Annotated in this window: 18 protein-coding genes; 11 read left to right on the forward strand and 7 right to left on the reverse strand. The window is 41.1% G+C overall.

Annotated features, from left to right (window positions below):
* Positions 1 to 2: 2 nt before the first annotated feature.
* Complete coding sequence (locus tag CVT07_RS02120) at positions 3 to 716, forward strand: DUF4272 domain-containing protein (protein ID WP_430748110.1); 714 nt, start codon at positions 3 to 5, stop codon at positions 714 to 716.
* A gap of 34 nt (positions 717 to 750) precedes the next feature.
* Here CVT07_RS02120 and CVT07_RS02125 read toward each other — a convergent pair whose 3' ends face one another.
* The 6 genes from CVT07_RS02125 to CVT07_RS02150 all read right to left on the reverse strand — a co-directional run bounded on the left by CVT07_RS02125 (position 751) and on the right by CVT07_RS02150 (position 5,010).
* Entirely contained in the window at positions 751 to 1,458 is a 708-nt protein-coding gene (locus CVT07_RS02125; RefSeq protein ID WP_230855729.1) for an energy transducer TonB, read from the reverse strand.
* A gap of 61 nt (positions 1,459 to 1,519) precedes the next feature.
* On the reverse strand, positions 1,520 to 1,903 hold the full coding sequence (gene exbD, locus CVT07_RS02130; protein ID WP_002939576.1) for a TonB system transport protein ExbD: 384 nt from the start codon (positions 1,901 to 1,903) through the stop codon (positions 1,520 to 1,522).
* Positions 1,890 to 2,318 carry a TonB-system energizer ExbB gene (exbB, locus tag CVT07_RS02135; protein WP_035142272.1) on the reverse strand — a complete coding sequence of 143 codons (429 nt, stop codon included), beginning with the start codon at positions 2,316 to 2,318 and terminating at the stop codon, positions 1,890 to 1,892. Before exbB ends, exbD begins: the two co-directional genes overlap by 14 nt.
* Before the next feature lie 219 nt (positions 2,319 to 2,537).
* Entirely contained in the window at positions 2,538 to 3,194 is a 657-nt protein-coding gene (locus CVT07_RS02140) for a cysteine hydrolase family protein (protein ID WP_107936878.1), read from the reverse strand.
* A complete protein-coding gene (locus tag CVT07_RS02145) occupies positions 3,194 to 4,180 on the reverse strand; it encodes a sensor histidine kinase (RefSeq protein ID WP_107936880.1) in 987 nt (328 codons plus the stop codon). Before CVT07_RS02145 ends, CVT07_RS02140 begins: the two co-directional genes overlap by 1 nt.
* Positions 4,177 to 5,010: a DUF234 domain-containing protein gene (locus CVT07_RS02150; RefSeq protein WP_107936882.1), complete on the reverse strand. Its 834-nt coding sequence runs from the start codon at positions 5,008 to 5,010 to the stop codon at positions 4,177 to 4,179. The genes CVT07_RS02145 and CVT07_RS02150 overlap by 4 nt, the downstream gene beginning before the upstream one ends.
* A gap of 110 nt (positions 5,011 to 5,120) precedes the next feature.
* On the opposite strand from CVT07_RS02150, the gene CVT07_RS02155 reads away from it, so the two are divergent.
* From CVT07_RS02155 to thiE, 3 genes are read left to right on the forward strand one after another with little or no spacing between them, the layout of a single operon-like run.
* Positions 5,121 to 6,449 carry an aminotransferase class V-fold PLP-dependent enzyme gene (locus tag CVT07_RS02155; RefSeq protein ID WP_107936968.1) on the forward strand — a complete coding sequence of 443 codons (1,329 nt, stop codon included), beginning with the start codon at positions 5,121 to 5,123 and terminating at the stop codon, positions 6,447 to 6,449.
* Positions 6,442 to 7,194, forward strand: coding sequence for a bifunctional hydroxymethylpyrimidine kinase/phosphomethylpyrimidine kinase (thiD, locus tag CVT07_RS02160; protein ID WP_107936884.1), 753 nt, complete (start codon positions 6,442 to 6,444; stop codon positions 7,192 to 7,194). The genes CVT07_RS02155 and thiD overlap by 8 nt, the downstream gene beginning before the upstream one ends.
* A complete protein-coding gene (gene thiE, locus CVT07_RS02165) occupies positions 7,187 to 7,801 on the forward strand; it encodes a thiamine phosphate synthase (RefSeq protein WP_107936886.1) in 615 nt (204 codons plus the stop codon). The genes thiD and thiE overlap by 8 nt, the downstream gene beginning before the upstream one ends.
* Before the next feature lie 501 nt (positions 7,802 to 8,302).
* On the opposite strand, the gene CVT07_RS02170 is transcribed toward thiE, so the two are convergent.
* Positions 8,303 to 9,409 (reverse strand): FtsW/RodA/SpoVE family cell cycle protein, encoded by a 1,107-nt coding sequence (locus CVT07_RS02170; RefSeq protein WP_107936888.1) that lies wholly within the window; start codon positions 9,407 to 9,409, stop codon positions 8,303 to 8,305.
* Positions 9,410 to 9,461: 52 nt separating this feature from the next.
* On the opposite strand from CVT07_RS02170, the gene CVT07_RS02175 reads away from it, so the two are divergent.
* The 7 genes from CVT07_RS02175 to CVT07_RS02205 all read left to right on the forward strand — a co-directional run bounded on the left by CVT07_RS02175 (position 9,462) and on the right by CVT07_RS02205 (position 15,430).
* Positions 9,462 to 10,433 carry an RluA family pseudouridine synthase gene (locus tag CVT07_RS02175; RefSeq protein ID WP_107936970.1) on the forward strand — a complete coding sequence of 324 codons (972 nt, stop codon included), beginning with the start codon at positions 9,462 to 9,464 and terminating at the stop codon, positions 10,431 to 10,433.
* Positions 10,366 to 11,040: a fibronectin type III domain-containing protein gene (locus tag CVT07_RS02180; protein WP_180997159.1), complete on the forward strand. Its 675-nt coding sequence runs from the start codon at positions 10,366 to 10,368 to the stop codon at positions 11,038 to 11,040. Before CVT07_RS02175 ends, CVT07_RS02180 begins: the two co-directional genes overlap by 68 nt.
* Positions 11,041 to 11,158: 118 nt before the next feature.
* Positions 11,159 to 11,572, forward strand: coding sequence for a hypothetical protein (locus tag CVT07_RS02185; protein ID WP_004317176.1), 414 nt, complete (start codon positions 11,159 to 11,161; stop codon positions 11,570 to 11,572).
* Positions 11,572 to 12,759, forward strand: coding sequence for a tRNA (guanosine(46)-N7)-methyltransferase TrmB (gene trmB, locus CVT07_RS02190; protein WP_107936891.1), 1,188 nt, complete (start codon positions 11,572 to 11,574; stop codon positions 12,757 to 12,759). The genes CVT07_RS02185 and trmB overlap by 1 nt, the downstream gene beginning before the upstream one ends.
* Positions 12,743 to 13,414: a cell division ATP-binding protein FtsE gene (locus tag CVT07_RS02195; protein WP_004317228.1), complete on the forward strand. Its 672-nt coding sequence runs from the start codon at positions 12,743 to 12,745 to the stop codon at positions 13,412 to 13,414. Before trmB ends, CVT07_RS02195 begins: the two co-directional genes overlap by 17 nt.
* Positions 13,401 to 14,216: a cell division protein FtsX gene (locus CVT07_RS02200; protein WP_004317184.1), complete on the forward strand. Its 816-nt coding sequence runs from the start codon at positions 13,401 to 13,403 to the stop codon at positions 14,214 to 14,216. Before CVT07_RS02195 ends, CVT07_RS02200 begins: the two co-directional genes overlap by 14 nt.
* On the forward strand, positions 14,213 to 15,430 hold the full coding sequence (locus CVT07_RS02205) for a murein hydrolase activator EnvC family protein (RefSeq protein ID WP_103571596.1): 1,218 nt from the start codon (positions 14,213 to 14,215) through the stop codon (positions 15,428 to 15,430). Before CVT07_RS02200 ends, CVT07_RS02205 begins: the two co-directional genes overlap by 4 nt.
* Positions 15,431 to 15,456 lie beyond the last annotated feature (26 nt).

A 15,456-nucleotide genomic window follows, 5' to 3' on the forward strand; every position in this document is an offset into this window, starting at 1 on the left:
AAATGGGAGTGTTTGATATTTTTAAAAGAGGTGTGGATATGCCAAAAACAGCACAACAAAGAAAAGATGAGAACATAAAAATTTTAAAGCAAGAGGGCGTGGCGGTGCTTGAGAGCTTGCCGCTTCGCTATGAAAATAGTGAGGTTACGCCAAGAGACATTGACGAGATAGTAAAGCGCACAGTTTGCTCATTTACAGCGATCATGTGCGCTTGCACGATCCGTGATGAGGGCTCTTTGGGCGAAGAAAATATGGCGTGGGCAAAGAGCTTTTTGGGTGATGCCTACGAGGGACTTAGCGTAAAAGAAAAAGAGGTCGTTGAAGACAGAGCCGATATGGACACGGCTGTGAATATGGGCTGGAAATATGAGTCACTTTGGATCTTGCTTTGGGCGCTTGGTATAGCCGAAGATATCGGTCAGATGGATAAAATTTGCGACTGCGAGTTTGTGATGAATGTCTTTAAAGAGGGCGGCCTAAAAAGCCGCTCAAAGCTTCGCAGCATGGATGAAATTTTAAGCAAGCTCGATCTAGTTTATCGCTACCACTGGGCGTGCGTAAATGCAAGGGTAAATGGCACAAAGGCGGCTGGACTTGATGAAGAGGTCGTTATGGAGAGGCGTGCAGGGCTTGAGTGGCTATGCTGCAAAGGGCAAGAAAATGACGATTTGAGCGCTGAGTTTAACTGCTGGGACTATCCTGATCTAAACACTTGATCTAAGAAATTTTAAGCTCAAATGAGCTTAAAATTTATCTTAATGTAAATGCTATAGGAAAGCGAAGATAGCGTGCTTCTTTTGGCTTTGGAAACTCAGAGCTTGCTTTTAAGATATTTTCTATCGCCCCTTTATCAAGCGACTCAAAGCCTGAACTCTTAGTAACCTTTAGCTCATCTATGCTGCCGTCCGCTTTAAGCAAAAATCTAACTTCAACAACGCCTTGATGCTTCATCCTTCTAGCGTTATTTGGGTAGCTTTTATACTTTTTCACAGCCGCTATGACCTTGCTAAAGTCCTCATCGCTTTGTGCGTTTGATAAATTTAACTCTTGGGCTACTTTCTGAGCTGGAGCTGCGGCGATAGATTTGTTATTTGCTGGTAAATTTGAATTTACAGCAGGTGCTGGCGCAGTGATAGCAGGCGTTGGCTCAGGTTTTGGCTCCACCTTTGGCTCGATTTTAGGCTCAGGGCGAGGCTCAGGCTTTGGCAGTGGCTTTTTCTCCACCTTTTTTGGCTCTGGTTTTGGTAGTGGCTTTGGCTCAGGTTTAGGCTCTGGCTTAGGTTCTGGTTTTGGTGGCTGGGGCGGTGGCGGTGGAGCTGGAGGTGTTGGCTCTGGGATCATCACTTGTTCGCTTATCTGCGGAGCTGAAGTTTGCGGCACTGGAGTAAAAGAATTTAGAGCTATTTTTATAGGTTTTTGCTCGCCTATCTTTATCTCACTAAAATTATGTGAAAGCAAGAAATAAGCCGCTGCCACGTGCACTATTGCTGATACCGCTAGGCCACTATAGTTTGAAATTTTACTCAGAGATTGTTTGGATTGCAAAGTTTTCGTGACCTTTTTCTTTTAAGATATCAATTACTTTGACAAAGCTGTCAAATTTAGCGTTTTTGTCGCTTTTTAGTTCGATTAAGGTTTTTATATCCACAGCATTTAGCTTATCTTTTAGCTCATCTTCTGAAATTTCTGCATCATCTATGAAAAATTTATTATCTTTATCGATAACGACACTCACTTTTTTCTCATCCTCTTTATCCTGCTGTGCGCTTTTGGCGCTTGGTAGATCGACCGCGATCTTGCCCTGGGCGATGAAGGTCGAGATGCTTAGCACAATGGCTAGCAAAACGAGCATGATATCGATAAATGGGACGATATTTAGCCCATCTTTTTTATTTAGACGCATTTTCGGCCTTGTATCTGTTTATCATGACATCGACTTTTCTAACAAAGCCGTTGTAGATCATAAGCGTCGGGATCGCCACAAGTAGGCCAAATGCGGTCGCTTTTAGCGCCAAAGATAGGCCGATCATTATGCTTTTTGTATCGATGCCGCCAGCCATGCCCATGTCGTAAAATGTGATCATGATGCCAGCAACTGTGCCAAGAAGCCCGATATATGGGGCATTTGAGTAGATGATGTAAAGTGTGGTTAAATTTTTTGTCAGCGCCTCATCGAGCTTTTCGATGTTTTTGTAGCCATTTATATCAACACGTGAGTAAAAAATGATACGCTCGATCGTATACCAAAGCACAAAAAAGCTCATAACGCCCAAAATACCGATGATTATATAGTCAATGTTGTGTTTTAAAAGTTCCATAATGCCTCTTAGTTTTAAAATTTGAGCGTGATTATAACTATATTGATAGTTAATGTCAAATATATTGTAAAAATGTAACCTAAAAATATTTTATAAGAAAAGAAATTTAAAGAGGACAGATCTAAATATTAGCGCAAATCTGCGTTATTAATTATATAAATACGATAGATAAGCGCTAAATTTTATAACTTGATAATTGTTTTTAATATAAATATATGGCTAAATTTCTAGCTCTTTTACCACATGTGCATTTAGTGCCATTTGCATGTGGTGTAAAAATACGTTTTGATAAAAATCACCACTATGCCCTGGTGCGTCGTAGGTTTGGACTAAATTTGCAGGCACGATGATCTCTCTTTTTAAATTTTGCTCATTTGCGCTAAGTCTTAGGTGAGAGACAAGCTGATAGATGCACATATCGGTGCAGTCGCCCATGATGACAAAGCTTTCAAATTTACTTATAAATTTATTAAACTCCTGCGAATAAGCGATGCTAAGTGAGTTTTTATAAAAGGTCTTCATCTCGCTAAAAAAGTCTAAATTCCGTAGCTCATCAACTGCCTCTGCCTGCGTATCACCCTTTAAAGCATGCGCTGGAAAGCTCGCAAACTCAGCTGAATTTGGCTCGTGAGCATCTTGGATGAGGATGTAGTTTTTAAGGTCAAATTTCTCCCTTGCGATCTTAAAAGTATCTGCTATAAGGCTTGCTAGCTCACCCACACGCTTGCTAGCTAGTGCGCCCTCACAACAAAAGCCATTTATCATATCAACGCTTATAAAGACCACTTTTTCGCTGCCATTTTTAAAAATCTCACTAAATTTAAGTGCTTTTAGGCCATTTTGCCACGCATTTAGCTCATCTAAAATTTCACTCATCACTTCTCCTTTATAGGTAAATTTATACAAAATGTCTTTGGCTCAAGGGTTATCTCTATGCTGCCCTTGTGCGCCTCGATGATCTGCAAGCAAAGGTGCAGTCCCAGGCCGTTGCCCTTTAGCTTGCTCGTCTTAAACGGCTCAAAGACGATATTTTCATTTTTTATAGAGACACCGCTGTCATAGACGATAAATTTATGTTCATTTGGCGTCTTTTCGTAGCTTAGTCTCACCACGCCTTCGTCGTTTTCGTCCTCTTCTATAGCATCGATCGCGTTAAATAAAATGTTTTGAAAGACCATCGCGATGAGGTCAAAGTCGCCACAATAAAGGGCGTCAGGGAAATTTAGCTCAAAAGTTATATCTTTTGAATACTCGTAAAATTTAAGCGCCTCTTCGCACTCGCTTTTGATATCTAAAAAGTTAAATTCCTTTGGCGTGATGCTAAGCCCTTTTGTAAAAAGAAGCGTCGCTTTGATGATGCGCTCAACTCGCCAAATACCCTTTTGTATCTGCTCGACGATAGGCAAAATTTTTGGCTCAGCCCTTTTTAAAAGTGTGGAGTTTAGAAGCGAGATAGAGCCTATGGGGTTTCTTATCTCGTGAGCTAGGTGCGCTGCTACTTGACCCATCGAAGCTAGGCGCTCGGTGCGTTTTTCCTGCGTTATGTCGGTAGCTGAGATGATCTTTTTATCATCTTTGACCACCTTTTTTACTAGATAAATTTGTGAGCCAAAGTTTAGCTCGCCCTCATCTTTTGGGATGAAATTTAGCGCTTTGCCAAGCTTTTGCGCCTCTGAGTTTTGCAAGAAAATTTCATCATTTTCATCAAGCACCCAAATGGCATTTGGCAAAATTTCCACGATATCTTTTATAAAACCTTGCAAGCCCATATAAGAAGCGGTCAAATTTTTATACTCACGCTCTATCAGATAGGTCTGCTCTATCAGGCTTTTTAGGCCATTTTGTATATCGATATCACTCACAGCAACTCCTCATAATCTTTTATCTCATAAAGCCTAAGCCGCTCATCTTTTAAGCCCAAAAGCTCGTTGCTAAAGCCACTTTTTGAAAAAAGCGCTACGATATCAGGCTTTATGCCAAGTCTTTCGCACTTGTGAAGGACCAAATTTAAGACATTTTTGCAAATTTTTCGCTCTTTATACTTTGCTTCGCCGACTATTATCTTGCCATTTATGCTAAAAAGCATGTCTAACTCTATATTTTTACTCCAAAATGAACTTAGCAAAATGCCATCAAGCCCAAGCTTTTTAGCCATTAGCTCGCCGCTTAAAAGCTCAAATCCAAGGCTTGCATACTCGTCAAATTCTCTTTTTATAAGCTCTAAAATTTCCTCACTCCTACCCTCTTTTAAAAGGCTTAAATTTGGCTCGATAAATCTAAACCAAAACCTTGAAAAATGGCTATTGAAGTGAATTTTATCCTCTATTTTATAAGCTCGCTCGCTTTTTTTTAAAATTTGGCGTTTGTTTTTTACTCGCGGCTTTTCTTGGCTCTTTTCAAGCACTAAAAAATCCTTGCTAAAAAGCTTTGCATAGACCCTATTTGTCATGCTTTGGGGCAAAATTTTATTTACGCTAAATTTCTTTCTGTCGCTTCTAGCAAGCTTAATGAGAGCCATTTTGATGGCCTCGTCGCTATCCTCGTCAAAGTAAAACCTAGCCATCAAATTTTTATAATCATCTAAAATTTCAGCCCTGATCGCCTCAAAAACATCGTAGTATGAGCCCTTTAATAAAAAGTCATCAAAAACAAGATGAAATTTTATAACTTCAGCAATACCAAGGTGCTTCATCCGCTCAAATGTCGATTTTATGGCTAAAATTTCGTATCCTTTGTGTGGCGGATTGTAGCATATTTTTAGAAAATTTTAATTATAATCACGCAAAAACTAAAAGGCTAAAGTTGGTAAATTTAGAGCACATTAGAAGAGATATTATTTTAAAAAAAGGGATACATTATTTCGACTACACCGCCTCAGGACTTGCGTATAAGCCTATCGAGGACGAGGTCGCTGATATCTTAAAAACCTACGCCAACACCCACTCGCTAACATCCTCAAACGCCTATAAAACGCAGCTTTTGTATGATAGCGCTAGAAGCGAGCTAAAGCGCGCACTTGGGCTTGATGATAGGTTTTATCTCATAGCTACTGGATATGGCGCCACTGGTGCGATCAAGAAATTTCAAGAGCTTTTGGGGCTTTACGTGCCTCCAGCTGCTAAAAGAAGATATAACCTAAAGGTTGATGATAGCTCGCCGCTAGTTGTGCTTGGACCTTATGAGCACCACTCAAACGAGATCAGCTTTAAAGAGGCGCTTTGCGAGGTTGAGCGCATTAGGCTTGCAAAAGACGGCAGCATCGACCTATCTCACTTGGAGCAAATTTTAAAGATAAATCAAGGGCGTGAGATCATCGCTAGCTTTAGCGCAGCCTCAAACGTCACAGGCGTCATAAGCGACTACAAGCAAATTTACACGATGGTTAAGAAATTTGGCGGCATCGTGGCATTTGACGTGGCGAGCCTTAGTGCCTATGCAAATTTAGACTGCGACTACTTTGACGCGCTCTTTATCTCTCCGCACAAGCTTCTTGGCGGAGTTGGCAGCTGTGGGCTACTGGCAATCAAAAAAGTGCTAGCAAATGACGATGTGCCAAGCTTTGCAGGTGGTGGCACGGTAAGCTATGTGAGTAAAAACTACCATATATTTTTAAAGGATCAAGAGGCACTTGAAGAGGCTGGCACACCGCCTATTTTGGGGCTTATAAGGGCAAATTTAGCTTACAGACTAAGAGAAGAGATAGGGCTTGCTACCATTTATGAAAATGAGAGCGAGCTTAGCGAATACTTTTGCCAAAGACTAAGAGAAATTCCAGAGCTAGTTAGCTACTGCCCGGCAAATTTAAAGCGCCTTGCGATATTTTCATTTAATGTAAAAAACGTAGCTCCATACGAGCTTTCAAAAATTTTAAGCAAAGAGTATGGCATACAAACACGTGCTGGCTGCTCGTGCGCAGGCTCGTACGGACACGACCTTTTGGGGCTAAAAGAGGATCCAAATTTCACCCACAAGCCAGGCTGGGTGAGGGTTAGCCTTCACTATACGCATACCTTTGAGGATATTGATTATTTGGTGAGTGCGATCAAAAAAAGTATCGAGAAATACGCACTTTCATGGCAGGTCAAAGACCCTTTTGACGTAAAAGAGATAAGTGGGTGTGTAGGTGAATAAAAAAAATGTTTTGATAGTTGCTGGAAGCGACAGCATCGGTGGTGCAGGAGTGCAGGCGGATATAAAAAGTTGTGAGGCATTTGGCTGCTTTAGCGCAAGCGTCATCACAGCCGTGACCGCGCAAAATACAAATGGCGTTAGCAGCGTGCTTGCGATGCCAGCAAGTATAGTGAAAGCTCAGTTTGAGATGGTGCTAGCCGAGCTTGATATAGACGCTGTAAAGGTTGGCATGCTCTTTAACGAGGAGATAATAGCCGTTGTAAGCGCGTTTTTAAAGGAATTTATGGCTAAAAATGTGCCAGTTGTGATAGACCCAGTTTGCGTGGCAAAGTCAGGGGCAAAACTGCTAGAAGATGGGGCGATCGAAGCGCTAAAAGAGCTACTAAAGCTCGCAAGTGTTGCCACGCCAAATGTAGATGAGGCTAGGATTTTGGGTATTGACTTTGCAAATTTGCCTTGCGATATGGTGCTAAAGCGAACGAAGGTTGATGAAATTTGCGAGGATACGCTCTATCTAAAAGGTGGTGAAGTGGTGAAATTTAGCGAGGAGCTTTTTGAGCCTAGAGTGATGCACGGGGCTGGTTGTAGCTTCTCAAGCTCGCTAGCTGCCATTTTAGCGCAGCAAAGTGATCTAGTAAGCGCCATAAAAATGACTAAAAAATTTGTGGCAAATGGGATAAAAAATGCTCATAAAAGTAAATTTGGCGCACGGCTTATAGATCATAAAGCGGGGCTTAATGGCTGAAATTTACGCTATTAGCGATGATATTTTAATGCCTGAAAATTTGGCTTTGCGTTACACTAGAGAAATTTTGGAGTGCGGGGTTAAATTTTTTCAGTTTAGGTCAAAAAAAGCGGCCAAAAATGAAAAGCTTGCAAGTGAAATTTTAAATTTATGCGAGAAATTTGGCGCTAAATTTATCGTAAATGACGATGCCAAATTTGCTAAAAAGATAGGCGCAAAGGCCGTTCATCTAGGCAAAGACGATGAAAATATAAAAGAGGCGTTTGAGATTTTAGGCAAAGACGCATACGTGGGTGTTAGCTGCTATAATGATATAAATTTAGCCATAAATGCCGCTAAAAATGGTGCTAGCTACGCTGCTTTTGGCTCCGTTTTTACAAGCCCCACAAAGCCAAATGCCCCAAAATGTGGGCTTGAAGTAGTTAAAGAGGCAAAGCAAATTTTAAACCTACCTGTTTGCGTGATAGGTGGCATAAATGAGACAAATATCGGCTCGCTATCTCATGCCAAACCCGATCTCATCGCCGTCATCTCAGCAATATATAAAAATGGCAACATCAAAGAAAACATCAAAAATTTACAAAGAATAATTGAGTTAAATTTCTAAACTTAAGCTTTTTTTGCAAAACTTTGTTTTTGAATTTTAGTGAAAAGTATATATTTTCAGCAAATTTTAAAACTTTCATTCACCCCCTAAGAATTGACTACTAAAATTTGGCTTCGCTTACAGCTTAGCTCAAATTTTAGAGCCGAAATTACTCGTTCATGAAATTTTAAAATTTACTTGACACTCGCTAGATATTTAAACGCATGCAGTGCGTCAGCACCATTGCATGCACTTCTAACGTCGTCGGAGTTAGGGGATCGTTAAGGGGGAAGAGAGCGACTTCGTAATTCAAGCCTCTTCCCCCTTAACAAAGAAACAAAACTTTAAATTTTTAAAAAACTATTCTGCAAATTTTAAAATTCCATTCACCCCTAAGAATTGACTATTAAAATTTGGCTTTGCTCATCGCTTAGCACAAATTTTAGAGCCGAAATTACTCGTTTATGAAATTTTAAAATTTACTTGACGTTTGTCTGATTTGACAAAATAAATTTACAAATTTTAAAATTTAAATTTCACCGAGCGGTAGGTCTGATCAAACCTAAACGTTAGCAGATTTTGTAGTATCCCAAAAAGTACCATGAAGGTGACAAAGCTGCTTCCGCCGTAGCTAAAAAACGGCAGCGGCACGCCCACAACCGGTGCAAAACCGATCGTCATCGAGACATTTACCCCCACATAGACAAAGATGAGCGCGGCTATGCCAGTGGCGGTCACCTGCGTGAAATAATCATTCTTAAGCCCGTAGTTTAGGCTAAGTAAGTGCATTATAAGCGCTCCATAAAGCCCCAGCAAAAGAAGCGCCCCATAAAAGCCAAAACGCTCGATATTGTAGGCGAATATGAAGTCGCTAGTGGCGATTGGTAAAAATTTAAAGTGCGTTTGCGTTGCCTCGTCCTTTGGCTTGCCCTTTAGCCCGCCGCTACCTATGGCGATAATGCTTTGCTTGACGTGATAGCTTGGCTCTTCGGCGATGAAGTCGTGGATCCTCTTTTTTTGGTAATCATGTAAATTTTCATACAAAACTGGCGCCGAAAAGCCTATGGCAAAGATGATGCAGATCCAAATTTTCTTATTTACGCCGATTACAAAAAGGATGGTGTAGCCAACTATCAAAAGTATGAGCGCGGTGCCAAGATCAGGCTCTTTCATTATAAGAGCAAAAGGCAAAAGTATGTAAAAACTAAGCCTTAAAAAGTCTTTTAGCCCGTATCCATCGGCCTCTGGAGGGCGTTGCTTAACGAGATAGGCTAGCATCAGCAAAAAGGCTGGCTTCATGAGCTCTGAGGGCTGAAGCGTGAAGTGAACGAAGGGAATTTCCAGCCACCGCCTAGCTCCTAGCTTGCTAACACCAAAGATATCAACGCTTAAAAGCAGCACGATGCAGACCCAGTAAAACATCGGTATGATCCAGTCTATGCGCCTAATGGGCAGCAAAAATGCTATGAAAAATGAGACAAATCCTATGCCAAAATACACAAGCTGTTTGTTTGCTAAAATGTCGTTTGCTTCGGAAACTAGGATGTATGAGATGGCTATGATTGGGATTATTAAAAACGGCTGAATAAAATCAAAATGTGTTAAAATACGCCGATCTAGTTTTATCAAGAAGCAAACCTTGTTTTTTGGGCTAGATTATATCACAAACAAGGCTTTGATTTTGGTTAAATTTAATGTTTTAAATAGCTCTAGACTCGACGTTGCAGTGGCGCAGGAGCTTCAAATTTCACGCAATCAAGCTTTAAATTTGATAAAAGACTCTCTTGTAAGCGTAAATTTAAAACCAGTATCAAAACCAAGCTTTATCTTAAACGAAAACGATGAAATTTCCGTAAATTTTGCCCCAAAAAAAGAGGTGCAAAACGAGTACGAAGTAAATTTTGAGATCCCTATCATCTATGAAGACGACGATCTAATAGTGCTAAATAAGCCCCCGCAAATCGTCGTCCACCAAGCCCCAAGCGTCAAAGAGGCGACACTGGTTGAGTGGCTAAACAAAAAGGGCTTTATGCTCTCAAATTTAAACGGCGACGTAAGAGCTGGCATCGTCCACCGCCTAGACAAGGGCACGAGCGGCGCTATCGTCGTTGCTAAAAACAACTTTGCCCACGCAAAACTAAGCGAGCAACTAAGCAATAAGAGCATGGGACGAATTTATCTAGCGCTCACTGACCTGCCTCTAAAAGAGGACGTCATCATTGATAAGCCAATCGGCAGAAATCCAAACAACCGCCTAAAAAAAGCGATCGTCGCGGACGCTAAATTTGCAAAAAGTGCCTTCGTAAATTTGCTAAGCGAAGGCGGAGTAAATTTGATAGCGGCAAAGCTTTTTACAGGCAGGACGCACCAGATAAGAGTGCATCTTGCTAGCATAAATCGCCACATTTTAGGCGATGATTTATACGGATTTAAGAGCCAAGGCGATAAAATAAGCAGGGTTATGCTTCACGCTTATATGCTCTATTTTATCCATCCGCGAACTGGCAAAAGGGTAGAATTTACCGCAAAAACGTATGATGACTTTAACCAAATAATTTACAAAAAAATTCCCAAGGAGATTTTTGATGAAAAAATTTGCCCTACGCATATTGACACCATTTTTAGTAGCTTTCTTAGCGGGATGCGGCTCTAGCGTACCGACTCAGCAAAGCACGTCACTACCAACTATTACAAGCTTAAAAACTATTTCAGACATGACAGAAGTTGGCTTTGAATGGAACCCAGTGAGCGACGAGAGCGTCGTTGGCTACTACCTTTACCGCTCAAATCCAAACGATGCAAACTCAAAAATGCAACTAGTTGCAAACATAAAAGACCGCTTTGCTACGCACTATGTGGATCGCGACCTAGCTCCAGAGACCACTTACTCGTATCAGATGAGAACCTACTCAAGCAACGCCATCTCTCAACCAGGTGCAATCGCAACTGCGACAACTAAGCCACTACTTGACTCTGTACCATTTGCGCAAGCTATCACTGGGCTTCCAGGCCGTGTAAAAGTGATCTGGAGACCACATCCTGATAGCACAGTAGCAAGCTACATCATCCAAAGAAGCGATGCAGGAGCTAATAAATTTAGCCAAATCGCAGAGGTAAATGGCAGACTAAATGCCGAGTATATCGACACTGAGGTAAAACCTGGTAGGTCTTATGAGTATAGGATCTTAGTTAAAACTTCTTCTGGCGTCATCTCAAAACCAAGCCAAAACATAAGCGCCACAACAAAGGAGTTACCCTAAATCAGTAACGAACGTCCAAGCGACCAAAAATGCGCCAAAAAAGATCATCTTAACGTGGGATTACGCGCCGGCTGAGGATTTTGCTTATTTTAAGGTTTATAGAACGACAAGTAAAATTTTGCCTTACACATACCTAGCAAAAACGACTAGCAACACCTATGAGGATCTTATAAATACAAACGCAGCGACAAGGTATTATAGAGTCACAGCTGTCGATAAAGACGGTCTTGAGAGCTTAAAACAAGAAGAGCCGATCGTTGGTAGCACACTTGGCGCACCAAAAACTCCAAGCATAAGCGCTAGCTACGATGGCAGCGGTGTAAATGTAAGCTGGAGTGCAGTTGATAGAGCTAGCTCATATACAGTTTATAGAAGCGGTGCTAGCGAGAAAGTCTTTAGCGGTATAAGTGATACTGGGCTTAGAGATGACAGCGTCCAAAAAGGAGCTAGCTACTCTTACAGCGTCGTAGCAGTCGATGAGTATGGCATCGCCTCTGATAAGTCATCAAAAGCAGAAGTTAGCATAAAATAATGCCAAATTTCATCGCTTCATCCTTAAAAGAGCTCTCATTTCCATTTGGTAACGACAAGATCAAATTTCTTTGGCAGGCAAATGGCCGAAATGAGAGGCTCATCTACACAAAAAATGAAGATGAAGGCTTTTTTCTAGTCGTAAAGCCAGGCAAAAATGGCGTCGTCGTAAAGGGAGAAAAGCTTACAAAGCCTGCTAAAGTTGGCCTTTTACAAGAAGCACTGGAGCTTTTTAAGGAGCAAAGTTGCAATGGCATCATCAGCCAAGCATTTGCTGTGAAAAAGACAAATTTAACCAAAAAAGTTAGTGAAATTTTAAGCCTTGAAGAATTTGTGCCAGCATTTTGCGAGCTAAAAGATAAATTTAAAGAGATTTTTATCGAGATCGGCTTTGGCTCTGGCAGACACTTGCTCTATCAGGCTAAAAACAACCCAAATGCCCTAGTCATCGGCATAGAGGTCTATAAACCAAGCATCGAGCAAGTAGCCAAGCTAGCTAGGGCAAATGCCCTAGAAAACGTGCGTCTAATAAATACCGACGCAAGGCTCTTGCTCTCACTTGTTGGATCAAATTTAGTTGATAGAGTATTTTTACATTTCCCAGTGCCGTGGGATAAGGCTGAGCATAGACGCGTGGTCTCATCGGCGTTTGCGCTTGAGTGCGAGAGGATACTAAAAGTTGGTGGTAAATTTGAGCTAAGGACTGATAGCAAGGAGTATTGCGACTTTAGTTTGAGTAAATTTTTAGAGCCCACAAACTCAAAGATAGAGGCTTTTAAAAATAGAAATTTAGAAGTAACTAGCAAGTATGAAGATCGCTGGAGACGCCAAGATAAGGACATTTACGATGTTATTTATACTTGTGAGGTTGAAAGTGGCGAGAGCGTTTTGGCTGGGGATTTTAGCTTCAAAGAAAAGACAAGCGTAAAAAATATTATTAAAAATTTCAAAAATTTCATCATAAAAAAAGAGGATTATTTTTTACATTTTGAAGAAATTTATACCATAAACGAGGGTGAAATTTTGCTAAAAGTCGCCTTTGGAGCGTTTAACAAACCAGAGCAATGTTTCATCAAAATAAGCGATGAGAAAAGCGAATATTTTATAAAAAAACCGATCTTAATACGTGAAAATTTAGCAGCACACGAGCTTTTGAAGGAGTATTTGGCTGATGCAAGAGATAATTAGCGCAAGAAATTTAAGCCTAGCTTATGAGCGCAACGAGGTTGTGATCAATAGCGTAAATTTAGACATCTACGCAAATGACTTTGTCTTTATCACAGGCAAGAGTGGAAGCGGAAAAAGCACGCTTTTAAAGTCATTTTACGGAGAAATTTCGCCCCTTGCTGGCGAGCTAAATGTCTGCATGACGCAAATGGACGATATCGATGACAAAAGACTTTGCGAGCTTAGGCAGCGAGTTGGCATTATATTTCAAAACTACCGCTTGATAAATGAGTGGAATGTCGAAAAAAACGTCATGCTGCCACTCATCATCAAAGGCGTCAATCAAAATGTGAGCAAAAAGCAGGTGGCTAAACTTTTAAAACATGTAAATATGCTTCACAAAGCCGATAAATACCCTCGCGAGCTAAGCGGCGGCGAGCAGCAAAGAGTTGCCATGGCAAGAGCGCTCGCGCACAATCCAAATTTGCTTTTATGCGACGAGCCAACGGGAAATTTAGACGAATACTCAAGCGACGTCATCTGGTCGCTTCTAAAATCAGCCAGAGAATTTCTAGGCACAAGCGTTGTCGTGGTGACGCATCACATCCCATCAACGCTTCGCATCCCATACCGCCACTTCGTCATAGAAAATGGAGGCGTGCATGAGATCGCTTAAAAACCACCTTGGATTTATCCTGCCGTTAATCGCGCTTTTATTTTCAGTGCAGTTTAGCCTCACCGCAGACAAGATCGTAAGAGAGTATGAGAGGCTTATGGGAAATGACTACAACATCGTGGTGGTCTCAAACAAAGAGCTAAGCGAGCCAGTGCTAAAGCCAGTGGTTAGCACGCTAGCAAGTGTCGAGCCACTAAGCCCGCAAAAGATCATCGACCGCCTATCAAACGACATCTCAGCTAAAAATTTATCCATCCTTCAAAATGCCTTGCCTAAATTTTACTCGCTAAGGCTTAGCGAATTTCCATCGCCAGAATATATGGAGGAGATAAAGCAAAAGCTTTTGAAATTTGATGGTATAAGCAAGGTCGAGACATTTTCAAAGACCCATGACAAGGTCTTTAAGATGCTAAATTTAGCCAAAAGCATATCTTATGCATTTATGGCGATACTTTGTGTCGTTGGGCTTATGCTTATGCTTAAGCAGACTAAAATTTGGCTATTTGAGCACAGAGAGCGCATCGAGATCATGACGCTTTTTGGCGCGCCATTTTGGCTAAAATCAGCCATGCTCTATAAATCAGCCATGGTTGATAGCATAGTTGCGACCATTGTTGTTGGTGCGTTTTTCTTTTTCTTGCCTAGCATTGAAATTTTTAGAGAAAATGCTGCAAGCATCGATGTAGTCTTGCCTAGCCTTGATCTTTCAAGAGATATTTTTATCTTATTTGGCGTGGCTGTGGTTTTAAGCATTTTTGCTGTTAGTTTAGTGATGAGTAAGGCCAGAAAAAGCACGATATGAAAAAAGGAATTTTTACACTTTTGCTAGCTTTTAGTCTAGCTTTTGCATCAAATACTAAAGAGAAGATAAAAGACTCCAAAAACTCGCTAAGATCGACGCAGGCCATGAGTGAGCAGCTTAGTAAAAAGCTTGATGACTTGGCTGGTGATATCGTAACTGGCGAGAAAAAACTGCGCGGCATAAGCGGCGATATCACAAATTTAAAAGGTCAAATTTCAGTTCTTGAGACAAATGCTTCAAAAGCGCTTCTTGAGCTTGATGATCTAACAAAGCAAAACAAAGAGTTAGAACGCACCCAAAAAGAGCTAGAGCAAAACATGATAAGGATCATCGCAGAAGATCTCTCATTTGATCTGATGATGTCAGCAAGCGAGGGCAAACAAAGCGAAGAGAGCATCATCTCATCGCAAATTTTAACCAAGCTAAACGCCATAGCTAAAGAGGACTTTAAAAGGCTTAGCGAAAACTACGAAGATACGATAGAAAAGATAAAAAATAAATCAAGCAAGATAAATGAGATAAACTCAAGCATAAAAAACTATAGGCGCAAGCAAAATGATCTACAAAGCCTAGAGAGCACGCAGAAAAATACAATAAACGGGCTAAAACGTGATAAAGAAATTTACAGCAAAAAGCTAGCCAAGCTTCAAGCTCAGCAAGACGAGCTAAGAAAGACACTTGAGCAGCTTGCTATCATGCAAAAGCAAGAGGATGAAGCAGCTAGAGCTGCCAGAGAAAAACAAGAAAGAGCAGCTAGTAAAGGTGGCAAAAAGGGCGAAAAGAGCCAGCCAATGGGTGGGGGCTATCAGACAAGCTCGGTTAAAAGATACTCAGGTGCAAGGACGATCGCTCCGCTTGATAGCTACTCTGTAAAGCAAAAATTTGGCAACTACGTAGATCCGATATATAACATCAAAATTTTCAACGAATCAGTCATACTTCGCTCAAGCACGCCAGATGCGAAGGTTAAAAGCGTGCTAAATGGCAAGGTCGTCTTTGCAAAAGCAACTCCGATGCTTGAAAATGTCGTCATCATCGAAAACGAAAACGGCATCCACACGATCTACGCCCACCTAAGCCAGATCGCGCCAACTGTAAAGGTCGGCTCAGTCGTGCAAAAAGGCTATGTTATAGGTAGGGTAAGGAACGATCTAACCTTTGAAGTAACGCAAAGAAACTACCATATCGACCCGCTTGAAATGATCTCAAAATAGTCACTTTGTAAGCGTTATTAGCTAAA

It is taken from the genome of Campylobacter concisus (genome assembly GCF_003048875.2).
In the GTDB taxonomy this organism is placed as follows: Bacteria; Campylobacterota; Campylobacteria; order Campylobacterales; family Campylobacteraceae; genus Campylobacter_A; species Campylobacter_A concisus_AU.

Excerpts from the sequence above, each read along its gene's own strand:
- CVT07_RS02120 (WP_430748110.1), top strand. The coding sequence starts at position 3 with ATGGGAGTGTTTGATATTTTTAAAAGAGGTGTGGATATGCCAAAAACA.
- CVT07_RS02205 (WP_103571596.1), top strand. The coding sequence starts at position 14,213 with ATGAAAAAAGGAATTTTTACACTTTTGCTAGCTTTTAGTCTAGCTTTT.
- CVT07_RS02150 (WP_107936882.1), bottom strand. The coding sequence starts at position 5,010 with ATGAAGCACCTTGGTATTGCTGAAGTTATAAAATTTCATCTTGTTTTT.
- trmB (WP_107936891.1), top strand. The coding sequence starts at position 11,572 with ATGCCAAATTTCATCGCTTCATCCTTAAAAGAGCTCTCATTTCCATTT.
- exbD (WP_002939576.1), bottom strand. The coding sequence starts at position 1,903 with ATGCGTCTAAATAAAAAAGATGGGCTAAATATCGTCCCATTTATCGAT.
- CVT07_RS02180 (WP_180997159.1), top strand. The coding sequence starts at position 10,366 with ATGAAAAAATTTGCCCTACGCATATTGACACCATTTTTAGTAGCTTTC.
- exbB (WP_035142272.1), bottom strand. The coding sequence starts at position 2,318 with ATGGAACTTTTAAAACACAACATTGACTATATAATCATCGGTATTTTG.
- CVT07_RS02200 (WP_004317184.1), top strand. The coding sequence starts at position 13,401 with ATGAGATCGCTTAAAAACCACCTTGGATTTATCCTGCCGTTAATCGCG.
- thiE (WP_107936886.1), top strand. The coding sequence starts at position 7,187 with ATGGCTGAAATTTACGCTATTAGCGATGATATTTTAATGCCTGAAAAT.
- CVT07_RS02140 (WP_107936878.1), bottom strand. The coding sequence starts at position 3,194 with ATGAGTGAAATTTTAGATGAGCTAAATGCGTGGCAAAATGGCCTAAAA.
- CVT07_RS02195 (WP_004317228.1), top strand. The coding sequence starts at position 12,743 with ATGCAAGAGATAATTAGCGCAAGAAATTTAAGCCTAGCTTATGAGCGC.